Source organism: Nonomuraea sp. NPDC052116 (assembly GCF_040680035.1).
In the GTDB taxonomy this organism is placed as follows: domain Bacteria; phylum Actinomycetota; class Actinomycetes; order Streptosporangiales; family Streptosporangiaceae; genus Nonomuraea; species Nonomuraea angiospora_A.
This window is the reverse complement of the sequence record NZ_JBFAWA010000013.1, coordinates 15134-40056: the sequence shown is the minus strand read 5'-3', so window position 1 is coordinate 40056 and position 24923 is coordinate 15134. Positions and strand designations below refer to the sequence as shown.

21 protein-coding genes are annotated in these 24923 nt (G+C 72.8%); 6 read left to right on the top strand and 15 right to left on the bottom strand.

Features of this window, described 5'->3' with window-relative positions; genetic code table 11:
- Window positions 1-21: 21 nt before the first annotated feature.
- Both AB0L65_RS25170 and AB0L65_RS25165 read right to left on the bottom strand, forming a co-directional pair.
- Complete coding sequence (locus tag AB0L65_RS25170; protein WP_364249364.1) at window positions 22-1188, bottom strand: globin domain-containing protein; 1167 nt, start codon at window positions 1186-1188, stop codon at window positions 22-24.
- A 44-nt stretch (window positions 1189-1232) separates the two neighbouring features.
- Entirely contained in the window at window positions 1233-1694 is a 462-nt protein-coding gene (locus AB0L65_RS25165; RefSeq protein WP_364249362.1) for an Rrf2 family transcriptional regulator, read from the bottom strand.
- Between the two features lie 68 nt (window positions 1695-1762).
- On the opposite strand from AB0L65_RS25165, the gene AB0L65_RS25160 reads away from it, so the two are divergent.
- Window positions 1763-3688 (top strand): hypothetical protein, encoded by a 1926-nt coding sequence (locus AB0L65_RS25160; protein ID WP_364249360.1) that lies wholly within the window; start codon window positions 1763-1765, stop codon window positions 3686-3688.
- A 46-nt stretch (window positions 3689-3734) separates the two neighbouring features.
- Here the strand turns inward: AB0L65_RS25160 and AB0L65_RS25155 are convergent, their stop codons facing one another.
- Window positions 3735-3881 carry a hypothetical protein gene (locus AB0L65_RS25155; RefSeq protein ID WP_364249358.1) on the bottom strand — a complete coding sequence of 49 codons (147 nt, stop codon included), beginning with the start codon at window positions 3879-3881 and terminating at the stop codon, window positions 3735-3737.
- Between AB0L65_RS25155 and AB0L65_RS25150 the strand changes: the two genes are divergently transcribed.
- The gene (locus AB0L65_RS25150; RefSeq protein ID WP_364249356.1) at window positions 3873-4739 is read left to right on the top strand and encodes an alpha/beta hydrolase; all 867 of its coding nucleotides are present in this window, start codon (window positions 3873-3875) and stop codon (window positions 4737-4739) included. The genes AB0L65_RS25155 and AB0L65_RS25150 overlap by 9 nt on opposite strands.
- A gap of 187 nt (window positions 4740-4926) precedes the next feature.
- On the opposite strand, the gene AB0L65_RS25145 is transcribed toward AB0L65_RS25150, so the two are convergent.
- Window positions 4927-5505 carry a TetR/AcrR family transcriptional regulator gene (locus tag AB0L65_RS25145; RefSeq protein WP_364249354.1) on the bottom strand — a complete coding sequence of 193 codons (579 nt, stop codon included), beginning with the start codon at window positions 5503-5505 and terminating at the stop codon, window positions 4927-4929.
- Between the two features lie 118 nt (window positions 5506-5623).
- Here AB0L65_RS25145 and AB0L65_RS25140 point away from each other — a divergent pair, with 118 nt between their 5' ends.
- Window positions 5624-6202, top strand: coding sequence for a TIGR03086 family metal-binding protein (locus AB0L65_RS25140; RefSeq protein WP_364249352.1), 579 nt, complete (start codon window positions 5624-5626; stop codon window positions 6200-6202).
- A 134-nt stretch (window positions 6203-6336) separates the two neighbouring features.
- Here the strand turns inward: AB0L65_RS25140 and AB0L65_RS25135 are convergent, their stop codons facing one another.
- Genes AB0L65_RS25135 through AB0L65_RS25120 form a run of 4 tightly spaced genes read right to left on the bottom strand, consistent with a single transcriptional unit; the run spans window position 6337 to window position 10517 of the window.
- A complete protein-coding gene (locus AB0L65_RS25135) occupies window positions 6337-7041 on the bottom strand; it encodes a crotonase/enoyl-CoA hydratase family protein (protein ID WP_364249350.1) in 705 nt (234 codons plus the stop codon).
- A 25-nt stretch (window positions 7042-7066) separates the two neighbouring features.
- Window positions 7067-7894 carry a PIG-L family deacetylase gene (locus AB0L65_RS25130; protein ID WP_364249348.1) on the bottom strand — a complete coding sequence of 276 codons (828 nt, stop codon included), beginning with the start codon at window positions 7892-7894 and terminating at the stop codon, window positions 7067-7069.
- Between the two features lie 39 nt (window positions 7895-7933).
- Window positions 7934-9367: a tetratricopeptide repeat protein gene (locus AB0L65_RS25125; RefSeq protein ID WP_364249346.1), complete on the bottom strand. Its 1434-nt coding sequence runs from the start codon at window positions 9365-9367 to the stop codon at window positions 7934-7936.
- 55 nt (window positions 9368-9422) lie between these two features.
- Window positions 9423-10517 carry a glycerophosphodiester phosphodiesterase gene (locus AB0L65_RS25120; RefSeq protein ID WP_364249344.1) on the bottom strand — a complete coding sequence of 365 codons (1095 nt, stop codon included), beginning with the start codon at window positions 10515-10517 and terminating at the stop codon, window positions 9423-9425.
- Window positions 10518-10639: 122 nt separating this feature from the next.
- Here AB0L65_RS25120 and AB0L65_RS25115 point away from each other — a divergent pair, with 122 nt between their 5' ends.
- A complete protein-coding gene (locus AB0L65_RS25115; protein WP_364249342.1) occupies window positions 10640-11368 on the top strand; it encodes an SDR family NAD(P)-dependent oxidoreductase in 729 nt (242 codons plus the stop codon).
- Here AB0L65_RS25115 and AB0L65_RS25110 read toward each other — a convergent pair whose 3' ends face one another.
- From AB0L65_RS25110 to AB0L65_RS25095, 4 genes are read right to left on the bottom strand one after another with little or no spacing between them, the layout of a single operon-like run.
- Window positions 11369-12379, bottom strand: a complete 1011-nt coding sequence (locus AB0L65_RS25110) for a LacI family DNA-binding transcriptional regulator (RefSeq protein ID WP_364249340.1) — start codon at window positions 12377-12379, stop codon at window positions 11369-11371.
- A gap of 24 nt (window positions 12380-12403) precedes the next feature.
- The gene (locus tag AB0L65_RS25105; RefSeq protein ID WP_364249338.1) at window positions 12404-13216 is read right to left on the bottom strand and encodes an ATP-binding cassette domain-containing protein; all 813 of its coding nucleotides are present in this window, start codon (window positions 13214-13216) and stop codon (window positions 12404-12406) included.
- Window positions 13213-14175: an ABC transporter permease gene (locus tag AB0L65_RS25100; protein ID WP_364249336.1), complete on the bottom strand. Its 963-nt coding sequence runs from the start codon at window positions 14173-14175 to the stop codon at window positions 13213-13215. The genes AB0L65_RS25105 and AB0L65_RS25100 overlap by 4 nt, the downstream gene beginning before the upstream one ends.
- A gap of 10 nt (window positions 14176-14185) precedes the next feature.
- The gene (locus AB0L65_RS25095) at window positions 14186-15178 is read right to left on the bottom strand and encodes a sugar ABC transporter substrate-binding protein (protein ID WP_355195768.1); all 993 of its coding nucleotides are present in this window, start codon (window positions 15176-15178) and stop codon (window positions 14186-14188) included.
- Window positions 15179-15326: 148 nt separating this feature from the next.
- Here AB0L65_RS25095 and AB0L65_RS25090 point away from each other — a divergent pair, with 148 nt between their 5' ends.
- A complete protein-coding gene (locus tag AB0L65_RS25090; RefSeq protein ID WP_364249334.1) occupies window positions 15327-16280 on the top strand; it encodes a carbohydrate kinase in 954 nt (317 codons plus the stop codon).
- Here AB0L65_RS25090 and AB0L65_RS25085 read toward each other — a convergent pair whose 3' ends face one another.
- Genes AB0L65_RS25085 through AB0L65_RS25075 form a run of 3 tightly spaced genes read right to left on the bottom strand, consistent with a single transcriptional unit; the run spans window position 16281 to window position 23160 of the window.
- Window positions 16281-20357, bottom strand: coding sequence for a TIGR02680 family protein (locus tag AB0L65_RS25085; protein ID WP_364249332.1), 4077 nt, complete (start codon window positions 20355-20357; stop codon window positions 16281-16283).
- The gene (locus AB0L65_RS25080; RefSeq protein ID WP_364249330.1) at window positions 20354-21562 is read right to left on the bottom strand and encodes a TIGR02678 family protein; all 1209 of its coding nucleotides are present in this window, start codon (window positions 21560-21562) and stop codon (window positions 20354-20356) included. Before AB0L65_RS25080 ends, AB0L65_RS25085 begins: the two co-directional genes overlap by 4 nt.
- Window positions 21559-23160 carry a TIGR02677 family protein gene (locus tag AB0L65_RS25075; RefSeq protein ID WP_364249328.1) on the bottom strand — a complete coding sequence of 534 codons (1602 nt, stop codon included), beginning with the start codon at window positions 23158-23160 and terminating at the stop codon, window positions 21559-21561. Before AB0L65_RS25075 ends, AB0L65_RS25080 begins: the two co-directional genes overlap by 4 nt.
- 310 nt (window positions 23161-23470) lie before the next feature.
- Between AB0L65_RS25075 and AB0L65_RS25070 the strand changes: the two genes are divergently transcribed.
- Window positions 23471-24877, top strand: coding sequence for an alpha/beta hydrolase (locus AB0L65_RS25070; protein ID WP_364249326.1), 1407 nt, complete (start codon window positions 23471-23473; stop codon window positions 24875-24877).
- Window positions 24878-24923 lie beyond the last annotated feature (46 nt).

The following is a 24923-nucleotide window of genomic DNA, read 5'->3' as shown; positions in this document are numbered from 1 at the left end:
GCTCCGCCCCGAGAGCCGCTTTCAGGCCGCGCCGAGCCACAGGTCCGGGCCGAACACCTCGTAGTGGATGTCGCGCGGGGCGACCCCGGCCGTGATGAGCTCGCCGCGCGCCGTCCGCATGAACGGCACAGGCCCGCACATGTAGACGACCGCGCCCGCCGGGATGTCCACCTCGTCCAGGGACATCCTCCCGGCACGGGGGTGGCCTTCCTCGTACCAGAAGATCCGCTCCCCGCCGGGCAGGGCGTCGGCCAGGCGTTCCATGTCCGAGCGCAGGGCGTGGGCGGCCGGGGAGCGGTCGGCGTGCAGCACCAGGACCCGGCGGGTGTCGCCGGTGAGCGCCAGGTGCTCCAGCATCGCGGTGATCGGGGTGCAGCCGATGCCCGCCGAGACGAGCACGAGCGGGGCTTCGCCGCCGTCGAGAGCCACATCGCCGAACGGCGCGGACAGGGTCAGTTCGTGCCCCTCCTTGGCGGTGGCGTGCAGGAGGCTGGACACCTCGCCGTCGCCGACCCGCTTGACCGTGATGCGGCGCAGGCCGTCCGCGCCGTTCCCCGAGAGCGTGTACTGGCGGAGCTGGCGGACGCCGTCGGGCATCCGTACCCGTACGCTGACGTACTGGCCGGGCCGGGCGGGCGGGGCCGGCGCGTCGCCGACCGGCCGCAGCACCAGCGACATGGCGTCCGCGGTCTCCTCGCGCCGCTCGACCACCCGCCACTGCCGCCAGGTGTCGCCGTGCCGGGCCCCCGCGTCGGCGTACAGGCGGGCCTCGATGGCGATGAGCGCGCCGGCCATCAGCCAGTACACCTCGTCCCAGGCCGCCGCGACCGCGGGCGTGACGGCGTCGCCGAGCACCTCGGCGATCGCGCCGAACAGGTACTTCTGGACGATCACGTACTGGTCGTCGGTCACCCCCACCGCAGCGTGCTTGTGCGCGATGCGCGCCAGGAGCGCGTCGGGGCGCTCGTCCGGGTTCGCGACCAGCGCGGCCGCGAACGCCGCGAAGGCGCCCGCCAGGGCCTGCCGCTGCTCGCCGTTGCGCTGGTTGCCGCGGTTGAACAGCCCGTCGAGCAGTTCGGGGCGGTCGGCGAACATGGACGCGTAGAACCTGGCCGTGATCGTCTCGAGCCGCGCCTTCACGACGGGCAGGGTTTCGCCGACGATCGCCGCGCTCTCGGCGGACAGCATGAGACCTCCCAGAAAGGACCATAAATTGGCATCTGGGATTCATATTAAGCAATGGCGGGGTCGGTCCCCTTTCCGGGGGGCGTCAACGACAGCAGAAGCGGCCCGGTCGGCGCGTCCACCAGGGACGCGACCGTGATCGTGTCGAGCGAGGCGTAGAAGGCCTCCTGGGCCTGGCGCAGCGCGGACCGCAGCCGGCAGGCCGCCCGCAACGGGCACGGCGGGTCGTCCTCGCACCCCACCACGTCGCCCGCGGATTCGAGGGCGCGGACCAGGCCCCCGACCGTCGCCTCGCGCCCGGCCGCGGTGAGCTGCAACCCGCCGCCCCGCCCGCGCCTGGCCTCCACCACACCCAGCTCGCTCAGCCTCGCGACGGCCTTGGCGGCGTGGGTGTAGGGGACGGCGAGCAGGTCGGCGGCGGCCCGCGTGGTCAGCAGGTCGTCCGGATCCGCCACGGCCAGCCGCATCACGATGCGCAGGGAGATGTCGGTGAAGGCGGTCAGGCGCATGCACCCACCGTAGGCGCTGTCCCGCAGTGGTACGCCAGCCTGCTCGGCTTCGTCTATCCTCGCCAGCTATGGATCTTCGAGGCAGAACCGTCGTCGTGGCGGGCAGCTTCCGTACCGAGTCCGTCGCGAAGCTGAAGGCGCGGCTCGAGGCGGCCGGGGCGAGCGTCGTGGACGAGGTGTCGCGTTCGGTGGACGTCGTGTTCGACGGGTACGACGGCGGTTACCCGAACGAGCACGTCCGCGCGGCGGAGCGGCTGGGCGTGCCGGTGATGCCGGTGACGGAACTGCTGGCGCCGGCCCCGCGTAGCGGGTCCGGGGATTTCCCCGATCTGGACGCGGTGCGGGACGATCCCGCCGCCCTGCTCGAACTACTGGAGGAGGCCGACTGGTCGGCGTTCGAGCCGGAGCGGGACCTGCTGCCGTTGCGTGATCTCCTGGCCGGGGTGGAAGAGCGGCACGGCGTCACCGGCGCGCACCTGCTGGCCACCGAGCGCCTGCGCGAGCGCGGGGCGCGGCTGCGGCACCCGTACACCATGTTCGGGGGTGGCTTTCAGGACTACGCGCTCAGCCCGTGCGGCCGCTACCTCGCCACGGGCCGTGGCCTCACGAAGGACAACTACGACGGCACCGGTCCGCTGCAGGTGTGGGAGATGGCCACGGGGCGCCTCGTCAACACCATCGACATCATGTACGGCGTCGGCTGGCCCGGCCGCCGCGACACCGTGCAGTGGTCGGCGGACGGGACCCGGGTCGCGCTGGCGTTCTGCACGAACAACGTCGGAGTGTGGGACCCGTTCGGCGCGCGTACCAATCCGTACGGGAGCGCGGACGTCACGGACGGGTACGACGCCGCGGCGATCTTCACCCTGGCCCCCGACGGCCGCCGGGCCTACGTCTCGATGAGCAGCGAGCACGAGATGATGGGCTGCGTCGCGGCCCTGGACGAGGGCAAGGTCTTCTACAACGACTACCGCCACCACAACACGGGCCCCGAGCCGGCCATGCTGACCGAACCGCTGCCGGAGGAGGCGAAGGAGCGGCTCAAGGACGACTACTTCTCCTTCCGCCGGGTGCGCTGGTCCCGCGACGGCGGGCGACTGCTCGGGGACAACGACACGTGGGCCGCCGTGGTCGATCTCCCGGGCGGGCGGATGCGCTGGCTGGCGCTGACCGCCGGCCCGGTCGCGTGGAGCCCGGACGACCGGTACGCCGCCGCGCTGACGCCGGGCCGCCCGCGCCGGCTGACCGTCTTCGACGCCGGCACCGGGCAGCGGGTGGGCGACCCCGTGGCCCAGGCCGAGGGGTCGCTGCACTGGGGCATGCGCGGGTCCGAGGCCCGGCTGGCGGTCGTGGTGGAGGACGGCGGCGGTGTCGACGTTCACGACGCGCACGGGCGCCACCGGTACCACCTGCCCATCGCCACCACGAGGCGCGTCGGCCGGTACTTCTACGACGGCCAGGAGCGCCCCTGGGCCTGGGAGAGCGCCGGGGACTTCGGCGCGTGCCTGACCGCGGACGGGCGGGCGGAGGTGTGGTCGCTGGGCGAGGAACCGGCCCGGGTCGGGTCGATCGAGGCGCCGGACGGGACGGAGGCGGTGCTGTGGGGCGCGGACGGGGTGCTCGCGCTGATCGGCGCGCAGACGCTCCGCTTCGTCGGCGCCTTCACCGGTGCCGTGCTGGGCGACTTCGTGTTCGGCCGCTACTTCGACAGTGAACGGAGTCCGCTCGACGACGATTACGCGACCTTGCACGGGATGTTCCGGTCGGACGCCTTTCCCCTGGCGGACTCCTCGTGGTGCGCCATCGCCGACCCCGCCGTCGGTCCTGCCGCGGCCCTGGTGATCGCCCACGAGGACCGCCTGAACTCTCCAGACGACCTCGACGCCGTCCTGGCCTGGACCGTCGACCGCCGTTTCTCCTGGCCTGTCCGCTGGGGCCGGCTCGACGTCGTCGCGAGCGTCGAGGCGGCGTCCGCCCTCCTTCGCCGGACCTGAAGCACGGCAGGCACTCCCCGCTGAGCCGGCCGCGCCATGCCGCGGTTCACGCAGCGCCGTCCGCGCCCGCCGCTACGTGCACCTGCTGCGGTTCGCGCGCGGACGCCTGCCCGGCGGGGCCCGCCGATGCCGGACCGGTGAGGTCGCGGATGCGAGCCGGCGACGTCCCGGGCAGGATGGCCCGATGCGGCATGACGAGATGGTGTGCACGGTGTCCGGTTCGCCCGTCCGGGCCTACAGAGCGGGCGACGGCCCCGAAGTGGTGCTCCTGCACGGCGGCGGGCTGGACAGCGCCCGCCTCACCTGGGAGCCGGTCTGGACGGCGCTCGCCGCGCACGCCCGGGTGACCGCACCCGACCTGCCCGGTTTCGGCGGCACCCCGCTGGGGACGACCGAGCCCACCTTGATCGGGTACGCGGCCTGGCTCCGGGAGTTCCTCGACACCTGCGTCACCGGCCCGGTCGCGATCGCCGGGCTGTCCCTCGGCGGGGGGATCGCCCTGCGGGTCGCGCTCGACCAGCCGGACCGGGTCGCCAAGCTGGCACTCTGCGCGCCGTACGGGGTGAGCCCGTCCGTGGCCGGCGGCCGGGCCGGCTACCTCGCCGTGCACGCCCCGTACGCACCGGCCGTGTCCAACGCGCTCATGCGACGCAGCGACCGCCTCCTCCGCGCCGGCCCCCGGGCGGTGCTCCACCGCCGGGACGCGGCGACCGCCGACCTCCTGGCCGACGTACGAGCGGCGTTGTCCGGTCCGGACGCCGGTGTCGCGTGGTCGGCGTTCCAGCGGGACGAGGTGCGCTGGAACGGCCCGCGTACCTGCTTCGGCGACGAGCTGACCCGCCTCGCCTGCCCGGCGCTGCTGCTGTGCGGGGCGAAGGACACGCTGGTGCCGCCCGATGACGTACGCGCGGCGGCGGCCCTCATCCCGGACGCCCGCTTCGCCCTGGTGCCCGACGCCGGCCACTGGCTGCCCCGCGACGCGCCGGAGCGGGTCGCGAAGGAGCTGGTGTCCTTCCTGACCTCAACCGCACCGACGCCTCCCGCCCCGTGACCCGTCACCCCGGAAAGGCCCACCCAGCAGGACGTCAGGCTCCACCCGGGCCTGCTCCACGGCGCGCCGCTGCAGGAAGGTCGTGCCGCGATAGACCGCCGACCGTACCAGCGGATGCCGGAAGACGGTGGCGCCGCCCTCGACCCGTACCAGCCCGGCGATCTCGGAATCATCTGTCCGGCCGTGGTCACTTGTGAGACAGGAGGCGGTCGACCAGCGTGCCGGCGTAGTCGGGGGTGAGCGGGCCCGCTCCGAACAGGATCCGGATGTACATCGGGGCCAGGATGTGGTCGAGGACGTCCAGGACGTCCGGCGGGTGTTCGCCCCGGTCGCGGGCCCGGTCGAGCATGGCCTGGAGTTGGCGGGAACGTTCGGCGAGGAACGCGTCGCGCGCCCGCAGGCCGTCCTGTCCCGCCGTGGACAGGGCGATGACCAGGCGCAGCACCGCCGGCCCGTCGGGGCCGGTGACGTCGCGGGCCACGTTGGCGGCGTAGGCGCGCAGGTCGCCCGCCAGGCTGCCGGTGTCGGGGATCGGCGACTGCGTGGTCAGCCAGGTGATCGCGACGTCCATGAGCAGGGCCTCGAGGTTGCCCCAGCGGCGGTAGACGCTGGTGTCGGCCACGCCGGCGCGGGCCGCGACCTCGCCGACCGTGAAGTTCCCGTAGCCGCGTTCGGCGATGAGGTCGGTGACGGCCTGGTGCACCGCAGCCCGGACGCGGGCGCTGCGGCCACCGGGCCGGCGGGCCGCCTGTCGCTCTTCCTCCATGCCGCCACCTTAACGCAGTTATGACTTGCGTTTGCGGCTGTGACGGCTCTAGATTGCGTTTTAACGCAGTCACTTCCTGCTTTAGGGCAAGGCAGCACGTCCCTTCTTGGAGAACGACATGAGCAGCGTCATCGAGCAGATCGACCGGGCCATCGACATGACGGCCGCCATCGTCAAGGGAATCGGGCCCGACCAGTTCGGAGCCGGCACGCCGTGCCCGGAGTGGGACGTACGCACCGAGCTCAACCACCTGGTGGGCGGCATGCGGATCTTCGCCGCCGAGCTCACCGGGACCGAGGCGGGGGCCGATCACGAGTCCGACTGGCTGGGCACCGATCCGCAGGGGGCCTTCGCCGTCGCGGCCGACCTCGACCGCGCGGCCTGGCACCGGCCCGGCGTCCTGGAGACGAGCGTGCGTCTGGGGTTCGGCACCGTACCCGGGCCGATGGCGGCGCTCATCCACCTCACCGAGGTGCTCGTGCACGGCGTCGACCTGGCACTCGCCACCCGCCAGGAGCACCTCGTCGACCAGCGCTCCTGCGAGGAACTGCTGGCGGTCATGCGCGGCATGGACTTCGACGCCTTCCGCCGGCCGGGCATGTTCGGCCCCGAACTGCCCGCTCCGGCCGACGCGACCGCTCATCAGCGGCTGCTCGCCTTCCTCGGCCGCGCCGTCACTTCCGAGGCCGCGCGCTGATCACCCCACTGGGCCACCCGCGCAGACAAGAGCGCCCCGCTCCAGGCAAGGATCACGCATGGGAGGGTCCCGCGCGGGCAGGGGTCCGGCGCTCGCGGGGCCGGCGCCCCCCGCCCGACTGCGGCCTGCCCCCGTTACGCCGGAGGCCAGCTCGCCCCCGGACCCAGCTCCTCGGCGATCCCGGCCCGCATCGCCTCCAGCGTCCGCCGCCGCGCCCGCGCCTTCGTGGCCGCATGCGCCCGCATGTTCAGACCGGTCAGCGCCTCGGCCGTCTCGCGGGCCACGTCGGACACCCGGGCCGGCTCCACCACCCGGTCCAGGAACCCGGCCGCCACGCCGTCGTCGGGCGAGAACGTCTCGGCCAGCAGCACCGCCCGCGTGAAGCACGCGGGCGTCAGCCGCTGCCGGAGGATCTCGACCGCCGCGTACGGCATCGTGATGCCCAGCGCCACCTCGTTGGCCACCAGCCGGTACGGCCCGGCCGCGCCCACCCGGTAGTCGGCCGACAGCAGCAGGAACGCGCCCATCGCCACCGCGTGCCCCGTACAGGCGGCCACCACCGGCGTCGGGAACGACAGCAGCCGCTCCGCCAGCTCGAACCCGCCCCGCACCATCGCCAGGGCCCCGTCGCCGCCCGCCGCGAGCGCCTTCAGGTCGAACCCGGCCGAGAAGACCCCCTCCCGGCCCTCCAGCAGCACGACCGCCGAGTCGGCGGCCGCCCGGTCGAGGGCGGCGCCGAGCTCGGTCAGCATCTGGACCGAGACCGCGTTCACTTTGCCGTCGTCCATGGTGATGGTGGCGACGGAGTCCTTGAGCTGATAACTGACGAGGGTGCCCATAGGGCTCAGAATAATGTTCTGGAGGCTAGCCGTCACGCAGTCCCGCGAACAGGTCCTCCTCATGATCGGGCGCGTCCACCTTGCACAGCTTCCGCTCGAACGCCTCGTGCGAGAACGCCTGCTGCTGCACCTCCTCGGGCATGCGGAGCAGGAAGATGTTCTCGCCCTGGCTCTCGTGCGCCCTGAGCGCCTTGAGCTTGCGCTCGACGAACGGCGTGATGTCGACGACGCTGGTGACCCGCTCGTCGGGGGTGCCGAAGTCGTCGGACGGCTGGAAGTCGCCGAGGTCGACCCCGCTGGCCCGCATCATCTCGAACATCTGCTTGATGCCGGACCGAGGCATGGCCGTGTAGTAGAACTTGTCGGGAATGCCGGTCTGCTCGACGGCCGCCACCGTGACGCGGTGGGCCTGGACGTGGTCAGGATGGCCGTAACCGCCACCGCCGGTCTCGTCATAGGTCACCACGACCTGGGGCCGGTAGTGCTCCATCAACGCGGCCAGCTTGGCGGCGGCCGTCTCGACCGGCACATTGGCGAACGCGTCGGGGTGGGCGTTGGCGTCCCAGCCCTCCATGCCGGAGTCACGGTAGCCGAGCAGCTCCAGGTGGTCGATGCCCAGGTGGGACACCGACTCGCGCAGCTCGGCCAGCCGCTGCTCGGCCACCGCCGCGTCGTCGTGGCCGTCCTCGCCCGGCTTCACGCCGCCCTGGCCGTCACCCTGCTCACCGTTGGTGCAGGTGACCAGGACCGTGCGGATGCCCTCGTCGGAGTAGCGTGCCAAGATGCCGCCGGTGCTGAGGCACTCGTCGTCGGGGTGTGCGTGTACGACCATCAGGGTGAGTTGGCGTTCCATGGCCGGAAACACTACCCGCCGGCTCCGACAGTTCCGCAGCTAGGACCGGCCGCCGTCCGAGGCCGGATCGCCGACACGCAGGCCGCCGTTGCGGGACAGCTCGCCGGCGCGCAGGCGGGCGGCCGCGGCGGCGCCCCGTTCACCCAGCTCATCGGCGAGGGCGGCCTGCTTGAGCCAGTTGTACGGGCTGCACGGCCGGACGTTCACGCGCTCGCTCACCAGCACCCGCGCGATGTCCCGCCGCCCCGCCCGCAGGGCCGCCTCCAGGAGGGTCTTCTGCACGGCGTCCCGCTGCGCGTGGCTGCCGCCGAACTCGTTGACCCGGTGCCTGATCGGATGGAGCAGGTCCACGACCGCGTCGTAGTCGCCCCGCCCGAAGGCCACCAGCGAGCGGCACACCGGCAGGCCCACCCGGAGCGTCATGTCCCGGTTCGTGACGCCCGGACGCGGCTCCAGCACGTACGCCTCGCGCGTCGCGATCAGCTTCTCCGCCTCCCCGACCCGCCCGGCGCCCACGTACGACATGACCGCGTGCATGTCGTTGAACGCGTAGAACGGCTCGGCCACCCTGACCGGCCACGCGTCGGCCAGAGCGCGCCAGCGCTCGTGCTGCTCGGAGCCCTCCAGGTGGAGCCGCCAGAGCAGGGCGGCGGCGTCCAGCAGCTCCATGCAGGTCTCCCCGCCCGCGAGCACCGAGTCGTAGATCGCCAGCGCCCGCGCCTCGTCACCGGACTCCAGCGCGAAAAGGCAGTAGTGCCACCAGTTGTGGATGTTGAAGAACGTTCCGGTGGACCAGTCCGGGACCCGCGCGTCGAAGTAGCGCAGTCCCTCCCCGAACCGCCCCTGCATCTCGTACGTGTGCACGACCGCGTGGATGCCCCACACGTCGCGCGCGTTCAGCTCGACCGCCCGCAGCCCGGCCTCCTCCGACCGGTCGTAGTGCCCCGCCTCCTCCAGGCCGAAGGCGTACATCCCCAGCACGTGGCCGAAGTGCGGGTCGTCCTCCCGCCAGGCGTTCAGGGCCCCGCCGATCCGGTCGCGCAGCGAGCGCGCGTCGCCGGTGAAGAAGTCGACCTGGTGCCCGGCCGCCAGCGCCAGGGCGTCGCGCGGGTGCTCCACGGTGATCTCGCCGAGCAGCCGCCCGCACGTCAGCCAGTCGCCGTCGAGCAGCGCCTGCACGGCCGCCACGTGGGCTCGCTCGCGGGGCAGCAGCGACGACTCGTCGATCCTGTCCCGGAACGCCCCGAACCGCGCCCGCGCCTTCCGCGCGTCATCGACCTCGGTGGTGAGCAGCCCGAGGTACGCGCTCAGGACGTTGCCCATCGGGAAGCCGGGCGACTCGGCCAGCGCCGCCTTGGTCTCGGTGGCGACCTCCACCCGCAGGTGCAGCAGTTCGTCGATCGCGCGGTCGTAGTGCCGCGCCGCGGCGGTGCCGGCCCCGGTCATCGCCAGGCCGTGCTGGTCGTTCCTCACCGGACCAATGTACCCACTGATCCGGTGGGGAATAGGGCCGACGCCCCACGGGTCCCTACGCCTGCCGTCCGCTCACCACGGCCCTGCCCATGGCGGGGTCGTCGCAGAAGGCGCCGTCGATGCCCAGGTCGATCAGCTTCGACAGCCACCCCATCACGTTCCCGGTGGCCCGGGGGTAGACGGGGCTGGCCGGGTTGCCGAGCCGGTAGTCGGCGGGCAGCTGCGAGTTCTCGTTGCGTACCGTCCAGACGTGCACGTCCAGCCGGCGCCGGTGCGCGTCGGCGACCAGCGTGGTGGGTTCGAGGGTCTTGCCCGAGGCGTCCTGGGGCACCACGCGCCGGGTGTCCACCCCGATCCCGTTCGCGTACGAGGCCACCTCGCGCAGCCCGTCCGGCTTGACCATGTCGTCGTACGTGCGGGTGCTCCCGGAGGCGACCCAGTCGTACGGCGCGCCCCCGAACGTGATCAGCTGGATCAGCGGCAGGCGGGTCTTGCCGCGCAGCTCGCGCAGGTTCGCGGTCTCGAAGGACTGGATGTACGCCTTGCGCACGCGATACCGGTTGAGCACGTCCAGCAGCGGCTCCTCCAGCGACAGCCCGATGGAGTCGAAGTACGTCGGGTGCTTGGTCTCGGGGTAGACGCCGACGCCGCGCTCCTGCGCCAGCTTCACGACCTCCTCGAACGTCGGGATCTCCGGCAGCCCGTCGAACGCGGTGTTGTCCGGCCGCAGGTCGGGGACGCGCTCCTTGGCGCGCAGCGTCTTCAGCTCGGCCAGCGTGAAGTCCTCGGTGAACCAGCCGGTGATCGGCCGGCCGTCCACGGTCTTGGTGGTGCGCCGGTCGGCGAACTCCGGGTGCGCGGACACGTCGGTCGTCCCGGAGATCTCGTTCTCGTGCCTGGCGACCAGCACGTGATCCTTGGTCGAGACGAGGTCGGGCTCGATGTAGTCGGCGCCCATGGCGATGGCGGTCTCGTACGACAGGAGCGTGTGCTCGGGCCGGTGGGCGCTCGCGCCCCGGTGGCCGATCACGATGGGTGCCTGGCCGCGGCGCTCGGCCGTGGCGGGAGTCGTCTGGGTCAGCACGACCGCGACGGTACCGCCGGCGACGACTCCGGCCAGCACACTCGCGAGTAACCTGCGCATTCTCATGCGCGCACCGTAAACCGCCCAGGTGGACCGCGAGTTACGCGTGAGCACACAGTGGAAGACGTACGGAAACGCCCCATTCCAACGTGCCGTCAACGCCTCTGTCACGGGGAAGATTGGGTGACATGACCCAACTCACTGGCCGCGTGGCCCTGCTGACCGGCGCGTCGGGCGGCATCGGGCAGGCGATCGGACGCCGTCTCATCGCCGCGGGAGTCAGGACCGCCTTCACCTACGGCACCCGCTCCGAGCACGCCGACGACCTGGTGGCGCGGGCGCGGGCCGCCGGCGTGGACGCGATAGCGCTCCCGGGCGACCTGGCCGACCCGCAGGTCCCGGTCGCCCTGCTGCGCGCCACGGCCGACGCGCTCGGCCCCGTCGACCTGCTGATCTCCAACGCGGGCTATGCCATCCAGCAGGAGTACACGGCGGTGGACGCGGTGACGTGGGACCGCACGATGGCGGTCAACCTGCGCGCGCCGTTCCTGCTGGCGCAGCACTCGCTGCCGGGGATGGCGGCGCGGGGGTTCGGGCGGGTGCTGTTCATGTCGTCGATCGCGGCCTTCACCGGCGGCATCGTCGGCCCGCACTACGCCGCGTCCAAGGCGGCCCTGCACGGCATGCTCCACTTCCTGGCCGCCCGCGTGGCCTCGCACGGCGTGACGGTCAACGCCCTGGCGCCCGCCCTGATCGAGGACACCGCGATGCTCCCGGCCACGGCGAGCCCGAGCCACCTCCCGGTCGGCCGCTTCGGGCGGCCGGAGGAGGTCGCCGACCTGGCCCTGGCCGTCCTCCGCAACGGCTATCTGACCAGCCAGGTCCTCAGCCTGGACGGCGGCGCCTACCCCCGCTAGCTACCTGGGGGCGGGCAGCTCGCCCGAGCCCCGGACGACCAACCGGGTGGGCACCAGCGTCCTGCGGGCCTTGGAGCGGTCGCCGTCCAGCCGCGCCAGCACCTGCTCGGCCGCCGCGGCCCCCATCCGCGCCGGGTCCTGGGCCACGACCGTCAGCGGCGGGTCCAGGCACTCGGCGAGGGGCAGGTCGTCGAAGCCCACCAGCGCCACGTCCCTGCGGCGGGCCCGTGACAGCGCCACCACCGCGCCCGTGGAGGCCAGGTTGTTGCCCGCGAACAGGGCCGTGGGCGGATCGCCGAGGGCTAACAGCCGCATCGTGGCCCGGGCCGCGGCCTCCTGGTCGTGGCCGGTCTCCACCAGGCCCCGGTCGAACGACAACCCCGCGTCTTCGAGCGCGTCGCGGTAACCCTGGAAGCGTTCGCGGCGCGTGTAGAGGGCGGCGGGCACGTCGCCGACGAAGCCGATCCTGCGGTGGCCGTGGGCGATCAGGTGGGCGACGCCGGCCCTGGCGCCCTCCCGGTTGGCGCTGACCACGCTGTCGGCGGTCAGGCCGACGGCCGGCCGGTCGAGGAAGACGATGGGCAGGCCGGCCACGCGTTCGTTGCGCAGGTGGCGGTGGTCGCTGGTGGCCGAGGGGACCACCATGAGCGCGCTCACCCTGCGGGCCAGGAACGTCGCGATCAGCGACTGCTCCAGGTCGGCGGTCTCGCTGGAGTTGCCGACGATGAGGGTGAGGCCGCGGGCGCGGACGGCGCTCTCGATGCCGCCCGCGACCGTTCCGAAGAACGGGTTGCCCATCTCGGGGATGACCAGGCCGATCGCGGCGTCGCGCGCGCCGACCCGCATGTTGCGGGCCATCAGGTTGGGCTGGTAGCCCAGCTTCCTGACGGCCTCCATGACGCGCTCGCGGGTCTCGACGGCGACCGGGCCGTCGTCGTTGAGCACCCGCGAGACCGTCTTCGCCGTGACGCCGACCTCACGCGCCACATCTGTCATCGTCGGACGCCGCATTGCGCCCATGTTAGTGGCCGCTCATCAGGTCAACCCGATAGCCTCCGCCGCGCCCTGGTCCGCCACCACCGCCTTGCCGTCCGAGACCTGGAGGGCGCCGGTCATGATGGCCACCACCTCGGCCATGCTGTGGTCGCCCGGCTTGATCTGGGCGACCCGGCGGCCGAGGCGCTGGACGTGGATGCGGTCGGCGATCTCGAACACGTGCGGCATGTTGTGGCTGATCAGCACGACCGGCGTGCCCCCGTCGCGGACCCGTTTGATCATGTCGAGCACCTGGCCGGACTCCTTGACGCCGAGCGCGGCGGTGGGCTCGTCCATGACCACGACGTGCGTGGCCCACGCCACCGCCCTGGCCACGGCCACACCCTGCCGCTGGCCGCCGGACAGCGACTCGACCGGCTGGGTGAGCGAGCGCAGCCCGATCTTGAGCTCGGCCATGTGCCGGGCGGACTCCTCGCGCATGCGCTTCTTGTCGAGCATGCGGAAGACGCTGCCGAGGATGCCGGGCTTGCGGATCTCGCGGCCGAGGAACATGTTCGTGGCGATGTCGAGCGAGGCCGCCACCGCGAGGTCCTGGTAGACGGTCTCGATGCCCTGCCGGCGTGCCTCCAGCGGGTCGCGGAAGCGCACCGGCTTGCCGTCGAGCAGGATCTCGCCGGTGTCGGGCTGGAGCGCGCCCGTGAGCGCCTTGATGAGGCTGGTCTTGCCGGCGCCGTTGTCGCCGATGACGGCGAGCACCTCGCCGGGCATCAGCTCGAAGTCGGCGCCGTCGAGCGCGGTCACGTGGCCGTACCGCTTGACCAGGCCGCGGGCCTGGAGCACGGGGGTCGTCATCGGTTCCTCCTGCGGGAGAGCTGGTCGACCGCGACGGCGAGGATCACCAGGATGCCGGTGATGAGCGTCTGATAGATCGACGGTACGCCCATCAGCTGCAGCCCGTTGCGGAACACCCCCACGATGAGCGCCCCGACCAGCGTGCCGATCACCAGGCCGCGGCCGCCGAACAGGCTCGTCCCGCCCAGGACGACCGCGGTGATGCTGTCCAGGTTGTCGGTCTGGCCGGCCTGCGGGTCGCCCACTCCGGTACGCGAGACCAGCAGCAGGGCGGCGATGCCGTACACGAAGCCGGCCAGCGTGTAGACGCCGATGGTCAGCCGGCGCGTCCTGATGCCGGTCAGGCGGGCCACCTCGGGGCTGTTGCCGAGCGCGTACACGTGGCGGCCCCACGCCGTGGAGCCGAGCAGGTACGCGAACAGCAGGAACAGCAGGATCGTCAGCAGCGAGCCGTAGGTGACGTTCGTCTGCCCGACCTGGAACGTCTGGCCGAGGAACGTCAGCACCGGCGGCAGGTCCGTGACCGTCTGCTCGTTGGAGTAGATGTGGGTCAGGGCGAAGACCACGTTCAGCATGCCGAGCGTCACGATGAACGGCGGCAACGAGATCCGTGTCACCAGCAACCCGTTGACCAGCCCGAACAGCGAGCAGACGGCGAGCCCGGCGGCGACCGCGAGGACCGGCGGCAGGCCGCTGTCCACGGCCAGCTTGGTCATCACGATCCCGCCGAACGCCATGATCGCGCCGTTGGACAGGTCGATGCCCGCGGTCAGGATGATCAGCGTCTGGCCGATGGCCAGCGTGCCGACCACCATGACCTGCTGGATGATCAGCGAGAAGTTCGGGCCGGTGAAGAACTGGTCGGTCCTGAGCGCGAAGAACACGCAGGCCAGGACGAGCGCGGCCAGCGGGCCCGCGACGGGAGTGGAGATCAGGCGGCGCGGCAGCGTCGCTTCCATGACGGCCATGTCAGCCCCAGCAGTTGGCCAGGCCGAAGGCCGTGTCCTTGGCCTCGACGCCGGAGACGGACTTGTCGGTGATCAGGGTGACGCCGGTGTCGGTGTAGCCGGAGGCCTTCTTGCCGGTCTTGGCGAACTCCGACACCGCCTTGACGCCGTCCTCGGCCATCTTCAGCGGGTACTGCTGGCTCGTGGCGGCGATCTCGCCCGACTTCACGGCCTTGGTGCCGGTGCAGCCGCCGTCCACGGAGACGATCAGCACGTCCTTCTCGCGGCCCTTGGCCTTCAGCGCCGTGTACGCGCCCAGCGCCGCGGGCTCGTTGATCGTGTAGACGAGGTTGATGTCGGGGGCCTTCTGCAGGCAGTTCTCCATGGCGGTCTGGCCCTTGGCCTGGTCGCCCCTGGTGTCCTGGGAGCAGACGACGGACGGGTCGCCCTCCGCGATCCCGTACCCCTTCAGGAAGCCGTCGTGCCTGAGTTGGCCGACGGTGATGCCGGGGGCCAGGTCGAGGGTGGCGATCTTGGCGGGCTTGCCGGCCATGGCGGCCTTGGCGTACTGGCCGATCAGCTCGCCGGCCTTCAGGTTGTCGGTGGCGAACAGCGCGTCCGTGGCGTCCTGCGGGTCCGTCGGCGTGTCCAGCGCGATGACGAGCACGCCCGCGTCGCGGGCCTTCTTGACGGCGGGCACGATGGCCTTGGTGTCGCTCGGCGTGATGAGGATGCCCTTCACACCGGCGGCGACCATGTTCTCGATGGCCGTGATCTGGGAGGCGTTGTCGCCGTCGAACTTGCCGGCGGCGGTCATCAGCTCCATGCCGTTGGCCTGGGCCGACTTCTGGGCGCCCTCCTTCATCTTCACGAAGAACGGGTTCGTCTCGGTCTTGGTGATGAGGCCGACCTTGGGCGTCGCGGAGGAGCTCTGCCCGGCGCCTCCGCCCCCGCCGCCACATCCGGTGACGAGAAGGGCGGTGACCAGGAGTCCGGCCGAAATCTTTGCATTCATGGGCGGTTCCTATCAGGGGGGACCCGATGTCATCGTTGACATATGTCAACGTTGACATCCGCTGTGCTGCGATGATGGACTCCCATCCGAGAAACGTCAATGCCCCCATGCCGTAACAAATCGGCAACGTGCCTGAAAGGCAGGCTCGATGATCGCTGTCCTGGGCGAGTGCGTCGCCGACGGCTTCACCACCCGCTCCCCCGGCGACCACCCCCTCATATCCGGGCCGGCCGAGCACGGCGGGGAGGCGATGGAGCTGGGGTTGCGGGTGCTGCCGGGCGGCGGGCCCGCGAACACGGCGGTGGCGCTGGCCCGGCTCGGGACCCCCACGCGCTTCCTCGGCCGCGTCTCCAGCGACGTGTTCGGCGAGCTGTTCCGCCGCCACCTCGCCTCCTCGGGCGTGGACCTCTCGGCCGCCGTCGACGCCAAGGAGCCCAGCACGCTCGCCGTCGCCGCCCTCGACGCCGGCGGTCAGGCCGAGTACACCTTCTACGCCGACGGCACCGCCGACTGGCAGTGGACCCCGTACGAGCTGGACCTGGACCGCCTCGGCCCGGTCGCCTGCCTGCACACCGGATCGCTCGCCCTGGCCAGGGAGCCGGGCCGGACGGCGGTGGAGGCCTTCGCGCGGGAGGCCGCCGGGCGCGCCACGATCTCGATCGACCCGAACGTCCGCCCCAGCCTCGCCTCCCTGGCCGACTACCCGGTGTCGCGCTGGTGCGAGTGGACCGACATCCTCAAGCTCAGCGCGGACGACCTCGACTTCCTGCTGCCCGGCGTGCCGATGGAGCGTGCCTGCGACACCTGGCACGCCGCCGGCGCCCGGCTGATCGTCGTCACGAAGGGCGCGGCGGGCGCGCTGGTGTCCCTGGACGGCGAGCGCGCGTCGGTGCCGGCGCCGGAGGTGAACGTGGTGGACACGGTCGGGGCGGGCGACTCCTTCACGGCGGGCCTCCTGCACAGCCTCGCCGCCAAGAACCTCCTGGGGGGCCGCCTGGACGGCCTGGATCTGGGGACGGCGGTGGAGGCGGCCGAGTTCGCGGTGAGGGTGGCGGCACTGACGTGCTCGGTCGCGGGCGCCAACCCGCCCTGGACCGTGTGATCATTCCGTCGGGACCGTACGGTAGCCGTTCCAGACGAAGCGGGCGGTCGTCACCGCGTCGTCCCCGTCGCCGGTGATGAGCTGGTGGACGGCGATCCCGTCGAGCTCGCGGTACTCGCACCACTCGTGGTCGGACGTGAGCACCAGGTCCAGCCCCAGGTTCACCAGCAGGTCGAACACCTGCCCCCGGTTCGTCCTGTCCACCCCCACGAACACCTCGTCCAGCAGGATGAACCGGGGACAGCCCGGGTCGCTCTGGTAGTGCGCGGCCACCGCGGCGAACAGCGGCAGGTGCAGCGCGATCGCCTTCTCCCCTCCGGACAGCGCCCCGTGCAGCTTCCTGGTGAGGTCCTGCCAGCCCTGCCCGTCGCCGCGGTCGAGCCTGACCACGAACCGGTGCCAGGCCGTGTAGTCGAGCACCTTCATGAGCTGGTCCTCCCAGCTCGCCGACGAGTTGTCGGCCCGCGCCTCCTCCACCCGGTCCCTGAAGAAGACGTACAGGGCCTCCCTGTCGGCCTCGTCCAGCCCGGCCGGGTCGCGCAGCAGCAGGTCGCGGGCGGCCCGGGTGCCGGGCGACTGGGTGGGATCGACCTGCCACACCAGGCGGACGGCCACCCGGGAGGCGGTGCGGACGCGTTCGAGGCGCTGGTTCATGCCCTCCACCAGCGCGGTCGCCTGCCTGATCCGGTCGGCGAGGTGCCGCCGCGTGTCGCCGGCCAGCGTCCGGTCGAACAGATCCCGCTCCGCCTCCGTGATGTCCGAGCGCCGCTCGTCGCGCTCCTTGCGCAGCGCCTCGCTGAGGGCGGCGGCCCCCGCCCGGACGCCGGCGACGGTGGCGGTCAGCAGCTGGACGTCCTCGTCGGGCGTCAGCTCCAGGTCCGCGCGGTCGGCGAGGATCTCCCTGGCGTGGTGGAAGGCGTCCAGCAGCCGCGCCTCCGCCTCCTTGACGTTCTTCTGCTCGTACGGCACCGCCGCGAGCTGCTCGGCGACGTCCCTGGCCGAGACCAGCACGGCCCGCACCCCGGCGTCGCGCGCCAGCTCGACCGCCGCCCGCGCGTCCGCCGCCAGGTGCCCGGCCGTCAGGCCGCGGAAGCGTTCGGACACCTCGTCCCGCACCCGCCCCGCCTCGGCGTGCTTCTCCTCGGCCGTGCCCAGCTCGCCCCTGAGCTCGCCGAGCCGGGCGTGCATGCGGGCCAGGTCGTCGTTGACCGAGCGGATGAGGCGGCGGCAGGTCTGGTACGCGGCCTGCGTCTCCTGGAGCCGCTCCAGCACGCGCAGGTGCTCGGCGCCGACCGTGGACTCGACGGCCGCGAGCTTCTCCGCCAGCGTGACGGCGCCGGCCGCGGCGTCCTCGGCGCGTTCGACGGCCCTGACGGCGAGGTCCTGGTACTCGCCGGAGGTCTCGGCGGCGTGCTGCGCGCGCTCGGCGGCGGCGCGGGCGTCGGCGCGCCGGTCGTGCCAGGCGGTGCCGGTCGTCTCGGCGGTGCGCAGGGCCTCTTCGAGGTTGTCGAGCGCGGGCGGCGCGGTGGGCAGGGCGTGGCCGGCCGCCAGCTCGGTGAGCCGCCGCAGCGTCCTGCCGACCTCCTTCTCCCGGTCGTGCAGGCGCTGTTCGTAGGCCCTGAGCTGGTCCTCGAGCAGCGCGACCTTCTTCACCGCCCCGTCGAGCGCGTCGAGCGCGTCCGCGTACGACCGCCGGGCGGGCCGGCGGCGCAGCTCGGCGGCCAGCGTGTCGCGGTCGGCGTCGACCACGGCGAGCAGGTGGTCGCACTCGGCGACCGTGCCCGCGAGCTCGCCGAGCCGGTCGTCCAGCTCGGCGACGCGGCGGCGCCTGGCGCGCTCGCGGGCGGTGGCGCCGATGTAGGAGGGTTCGGGCTTGACCCAGCGGCCGGCGGCGGGTCCGAGCCGCCAGGTGCCGTCGGCGCCGACGACCGCGGGGTGGTCGACGCCGATCGCGCTGGGCGCGAACGCGATGCCGGCCAGCACCGTGTCGGCTTTGACCGGGGAGTCCGCCTCCGTGAGCAGCACGTGGGCCAGGCTGTAGCCGGGCGCGGGCTTGGCCAGCGCGGCCACCGCGAACGCGTCGTGCTCCCCCGCGTCGAACCCGCCGTCCGGGCGCAGCCACAGGTCCAGCAGGCCCGCCGCCTCCAGCGCCGCCTCCACGCCCGCCTGGGCGACGGGGTCGAGGCCCGACCTGAACGCCACGGCCCGCCACAGCGGGGCCCCCGGGCGTCCCTTCCTGGCGGCCATGTCGCGGGCGTGCGTGGCGCGCGGGTCGAGGACGGTCCGGTCGTTGAGGCGTTCGCGTTCGCGGATCAGCTCGCCGCGCTCGGCCAGCAGCTTGTCGCGCAGGCCGGTCAGGTGCTGCTCGCGGGCGGCCAGCTTGACGGCCGCCGCCGTACGGGCGGTGCCCACCAGCTCGTCGGCCTGCTCGAACCGCTCCGCCAGGCCCGCCAGTTCGTCCGCGTCGAGCTTGAGCTGCGCGCAGCCGGCCGCCCATTCGGACAGGGCGGCGGCCAGGTTGGCGGCCCGCTCGTCGCGCAGGCTCTCGGCCGCGTCGTGGGCGGCCTGGGCGGCGGCGAGGTCGTCGCGGGCGCGGTCGCGGTCCTGCTCGGCCGCGGTGCGGCGGTTGATGGCCTCCTGGTGCTCGACGGCTCCGGCGCGTACCTCCCGGATCTGGGCGGCGCGGCTGGTGACGGCGGCCCGCAGCAGCTCCCGGGCCCGGTGCACGGCGCCGGCCCCGTCAGTGGCTCGGACGGCCTGATCACCCTCGTCCGGCTCCGGGCCGGATCCGGCGCGGTCGGACTCCTCGTGGGCGGCCAGCAGCCCGGCGCGTTCGGCCGCGTGGCGGGCCTCCGTTCTGGAACGTTCCGACAGCGCGGCGGCGGTGCGGGCGGCGGCCTCGGCCAGCGCCGACAGCTCCTGCTTGGCGGCGGCCGAGCGGGCCGCCGCCCCCGCCTGGTCGCGGAGCAGGGCGGCCGTCTCGTGGGCGGCCTGCGCCTCCATGCGGAGCCGGTGCAGCTCGGAGCCCGCCCGGTACGCCTCGCTCTCCTTGAGCCCGTCGATCTGCGCCGCCAGCGCCAGCTCCTGCGCCTCCTCCTCCCCGAGCCGCACGGTCGTGGCGTTCAGCTCGCCCTCGACCTCCTTGAGCGCCTCGCGCTTGGCCTTGGCCTCGGCCGCCAGCGAGTCGAGGGTGTGGCCCGCGGACGTCACCGCGGCCGCGGCGGCGCGCAGGACGCGCTGCGCGTACCCGCGCTGGCGGCCCGCCAGCCGGTCGGCCTCCTCCACGTCGCGGTCGAGCAGGCGCAGCTCCTCGCGCTGCCGGTCGAGCCGCTCGAACCCCTCGGCGATCTCGTGGATCTCCCCCTCGCCGAGCGGCGGCAGGGCGCTCGACAGCAGGTCGGACAGCAGGCCCGGGTCGAGGCGTTCGGAGAGCTTGGGGGTGCGCAGCTGACGCAGGGCGGTGAGGAGCGAGTCGTAGCGCTGCTCGTTGAGCGCCCGGTAGAGCGTCTGGCGCACGACGGCGCGGTAGGCGTCGGCGGACTCGTGGACCTGGCCCGACGTGCCGAGCTCCTCGGCGAGCTGGGCCTTGGTCAGGGGCTGGCCGCCTTCGCCGATGAGCCGGATGCCGTCGGGGGCGTCGACGCGGGCCTCGGTCGTGAAGTACGCGGCGGTGACGTTCTTGGTGTGGACGGTGGCCTGGAGCCGGGCGCCGCACGTGAACCAGCGCCCGTCGGCGTGCCGGAACTCCAGCCACACGTAGCCGACCCGGGTGGTGCCGGTGGCGCCGTCGCCCATGAGGTTCCAGTGCATGGTGCGCTCGGTGCCGCCGAACGTGGACAGCCTGCTCGGCTTGAGGCTGGCGTCGAGCACGTACGGGAGCAGCAGCTCCAGCACCTTGGACTTGCCGCTGCCGTTGGGCCCGCGCAGCAGCAGCCTGCCCCGGTGGAACTCGAACACCTCGTCGTAGTAGCGCCACACGTTCAGGATCCCCGCGCGTACGGGCACCCAGCGGGCGTCCATGCCCTGCGCGGCACGCGTGCCGGTGGTGAGTGCGGCGGTGAGCTCCGTGACTGTCATGAATCCTCCTGGACGGCCGTGCCGCGGTCGACCCGGTAGCGGGCCGCGGCAGGCAGGGCGGCGACCCGGTCACCCGTGCGGCGGGCCAGCCCGAACAGTTCGAGCACCTCCAGCGCGTCGGCGGCCAGCCGCGGCCCGCCGCCGTCGGACTGGTACGCCTTGGCCCACTGCGGGAAGCGGCGCAGCAGCTCCGTGGCCTCGGCGTCGACCCGCGCGGCCCGGACGGGGCCGGCGGAGACGAGCAGGTCGAGCAGGAGCAGGGCAGCCACCTTGGCGTGGCTGCCGTCGTCGGGGAACTTGGTGTCCGTGGCGGTGGCGTCGGCGTCGATGAGCAGGAGGCCCTCGGCCCGTTCCTCCAGCACGAACCCGGCCTCCTCCGCGGCGCGGCGGATGATCCGGCGGCCGGTGAGCGAGGCGGCGTAGGCCGACTGCTCGGGGGTCAGCTCGTCGCGGTAGACGACGGGCTCGTCGAGGAGGCGGCGCATGAGGGAGTGCCTGGCCCACAGGTTGCGCTGGGTCTCGGTCGGCTCGTCGCCGCCGTAGCGGGGCTCGGTGGTGAGCGTGCCGAGCACCCGGCCCATCGGGTCGTCGCCCTCGGCGGTGATGCGGGACGGGGGCACCGGGGCGGCGAGGAGCCTGATCACGCGGGTGGTGTCGACGCGGTAGAGCACCTTGGCGTCCTCGTCGTCGAGGTAGGAGTCGGTCGCGCCGTCCATGGCCGTGATCGCGCCGTAGTGCTCCAGCTGTTTGAGCGCGTCCACGAACGCGGCCCGCTCCTCGCTCCTGACCGGGTCGAACGCGGGCACCCCCGTCTCCACGGCGGCGGCCTGGACCACGCGCTGGGCGAGCATGCCGATCGTGGTGACCGGCGAGGTGAGCAGCTCGGCGGCGCAGAGGCAGAGCAGCGTGTAGCGGCGGCGGTCGAACGGGGCCCTGGTGGTGCGGCGGCGCCGGGCGGGCCGGGTGGCGCTCGCCTCGGATCTGACCTTGACGAGGCGGGCGTACCCCTGGCGCGGCTCCACCACCAGCCGCCAGCCGCAGAAGTAGTCGAACCACTGGATCAGCGGCTGCCGCCGTTTTCTGATCAGGTCGAAGGCGGCGGCGTCGTCGTGCAGGGACACGAGCGGCCGGCCGAGCAGGGTCCTGATCGCCCGCGCGATCTCCTCTTTCTCGGCTCTGACGAGCTGGTTGGCCAGGCTGCTCATGCGCCCGCCGCCTGCTCGTGGTAGGCGGGGGTGCCGCCCACGCGGGCGAGCCCCAGGGAGCGCACGTCGATGAGGTAGTCGGGGCCGCGGAACCAGCCGTCCGACGTACGCAGCACCGCCACCGCGCCGTCATCCGGGGCCCGCAGCACGATCTCCACCCGCCCGTCCGAGGTCACGGCCCGCCGGAACCCGGTCGAGTCGGGCCGCTCGGCCAAAGCCCTGCCGAGCAGGTCGAGCAGGCGCCCGAACGTGTCGTGGTCGAGCTCCCCCAGCTGCGACAGCCGGGTCGCCCCGGTGGTGGCCAGCGCCGACCAGGCGGCCTCCAGCTCGGCCCGCTCCTTCCCGGCCCGCTCCTGGCGCTCGGCCCGCAGGGCGATGACGTCGCGCACCTTGCCCGTGCGGCCCATCCGCTCGGTGCGCCCGCGCGAGCGCAGCAGCGCCGACACCTCCACGGGCTCGGCCTCCCGCCACGACACCCCGGCCGGGATCAGCTCCGCGTCCGCGTGCCCCAGGTGCGCGTGCCGGGCGGGGCCCAGCCCGAACGCCGCGTCCCACAGCCGGTGGGCGTCGTCCTCGCTCGGGGCGCCGGCGAACCAGCGGGCCAGCGTACGGAAGTCGGCGGCGGCGCTGGAGGAGCGGCGGCGGGAGTCGGTGATCCGGTCGAGCACCTGGAGCAGCGACACGATGGCCTGCCGCGCCACGTCATGGAGCCGGCGGATCCGCGGCTCCCCCCAGTCGTCCGGCCCGCCGTCCGATCCGTCGGTCGGCCTGTCCTCGGGCGCGAACCACCGGCACAGGCCCTCCCACCTGGCCGCCCGCGCCGCCAGCCACGACGTGACGTGATCCGTGCCCGGCGCCTTCGGCAGGTCGGCCCCGTCGAGCGCGCGGGCGTGCAGCACGGCGACCCCGTGCCCGGCCACCCCGCGCAGGGCGGCGGCGATGGTGTCGCCGCGCTGCTCCAGATTGCTCACGAACTCCTGCAGGTAGGCCACGGTGGCCCCCTTGACCTCGTGGAACGTGGTGAGGTCGGTCCCCTCGACACGCAGCAGCCGCTGCAGCTCGCCGTTGAACTGCCTGGTGTTGTCGCGCAGTCCGTCGAGGTGGCCTTCGAGCTCCCGCAGGCTCGCGAAGATGCGCCGGTTGCGCCCGGGGTCCGGGTCGCGCAGCAGCGACTCCAGCTCCCCCAGCCGGTCGGCGATGGCGTCGAGCACCGCGGTCTGCAGCGCGCCGGCGGAGGCCAGCACCGCCATCGCGTGCCGCACGCCGGCGAAGGCCGCCTCGCCGCGCCTGGTCAGCGAGTACTGCAGGTTCTTGCGCTCGTACTCCTCGGCGGTGGCGAAGCTGCCGGCGTGGTTGAAGATGACGTCGAGCAGCCCCCACCCCGCGAGCTGCTTGAGCGTCGCGGTCAGCTCCTGCTCGCCGACCGGCGCGTACCAGCCCACCGCCCGCAGCCGCTCCCGCGCCGCCTCCACGGTGAGCGCCGTCTCCAGCCGCTCGCCGGCCTCGCCGAAGGCGTAGAGGACCGCGGTGTTCAGGTCTGCCCGGTCGGTGGTGGCGAACCGGAACATCTCCGGCGGCACCCGTGGCGGCTCAGCCATCGCCCCGCTCCCCTCGCCGCACGATTTCCACGCGCGCAACCGTAGCGGGAAGCCCCCACGACCCGGCCCCGGTTTGCGCGCAGATCACCGAGGGTACGGCGGCGGCAGGGGAACGGGGGCCGGGATGGCGGAGTTCGGTACGACACGTCCCCGCGCCTGACGCGGGATCGGCGCGATTCGGCGCCCGAGCACTACCATCCGATTACCTTGTCGAGGGCGGCGCATGGGCGAGCCCCGAATTCGCGCTTGCAGACGATCTATTCCAGCGCCCTTAAAGGCCGCCGCAAGCATTCACATTCACGTTCTATTCATGCGACGTCTAATCACCATCATTTCGCCCGCCATCGCAGGCTTGATCGCCGCCGCCGGTCTGGCGGGGCCGGCGCGGGCGACCGGGGCCGGCGGGCTCGACGCTTATTACGGTCAGCGGGTGGCCTGGTCCTCCTGTGGCAACGGATATGAATGCGGGAAATTGCGGGTCCCGCTCGACTATTCGAAGCCCGGCGGCAGGCAGATCAAGATCAGCCTGGTCCGGTTGCGCGCCACCGGAAAGAAGATCGGGTCGATCGTGCTCAACTTCGGCGGCCCGGGCATCTCCGGCGTCGATTCGTTGAAGGCCGCGAAGACCATGGTGTCCCCTTCTCTCAGGCAGCGGTTCGACGTGGTCAGCTTCGACCCGCGCGGCGTGGGCGCCTCGGCTCCCGTGCGCTGCCTCGGCACGCTCGGCCTCGACGCGCTCTTCGCCACCGACCCGACGCCCGACAACCGCACCGAGGTCAAGCAGGCCAAGCAGTGGGCCAAGGCGTTCGCCGGCGCCTGCGCGAAGAACGCGGGCAAGCAGCTCCTCGCGCACGTCGGCACCGGCGAGGCCGCCAGGGACATGGACGTGATGCGGGTCGCGCTGGGCGAGCGACGGCTGACGTACCTCGGCTGGTCGTACGGCACCTACCTCGGCGCCAGGTACGCCGACCTGTTCCCCACGAGGATCCGCGCCATGGTGCTCGACGGCGCCGAGAACCCGAACCAGACCGGCGTCGAGTTCGCCCGGTCGCAGGCCAAGGGCTTCCAGGTGGCGACCGAGTCGTTCATGCGCGACTGCTTCAAGGCCAAGGACTGCCCGTTCAAGAAGCACTCCGTCAGCGCGGCCTGGAAGCGGCTGGACGCGCTGTACAAGCGGGCCGACCAGGCGCCGCTGCGCAACACCTACGACGGCCGGCAGGTCAGCGAGGCCGTCGCGCGGACCGGCGTCATGAACGCCCTCTACGCGGTGGCCTACTGGCCGACGCTGCGGGTCGCGCTGGCGGACGCGTTCAAGGGCGACGGCACGAAGCTGCTGCTGCTCGCCGACGACTACAACGGCCGGCGGGCCGACGGCAGCTACGACAACCGGTACGAGGCGCTCATGGCGATCAACTGCCTCGACCACCCCGAGTCGCGCTGCCCGTACTGGCCGGTCAAGGGCACCAGGTTCGCCAAGAAGGTGCGGGCCCAGGGCTCGCCGCCGATCGTGGTGGTGGGCACGACCCGCGACCCGGCCACGCCGTACGGCCTGGCGAAGGCGCTGGCGTCCCAGCTGTCGAAGGGCGTGCTGCTGACCAACGACGCCGACGGGCACACCGCGTACAGCGGCGGTTCGAGCTGCGTGGAGAAGCAGATCGACCGCTACCTGATCACGGTCGTCCCGCCGCGGCCCGGAGCCTGCTCCGCCAAGGTGTAAGCCCCTGTTCCCCCAGTCCCACACCACGGTGTGGGACTGGTGTCGT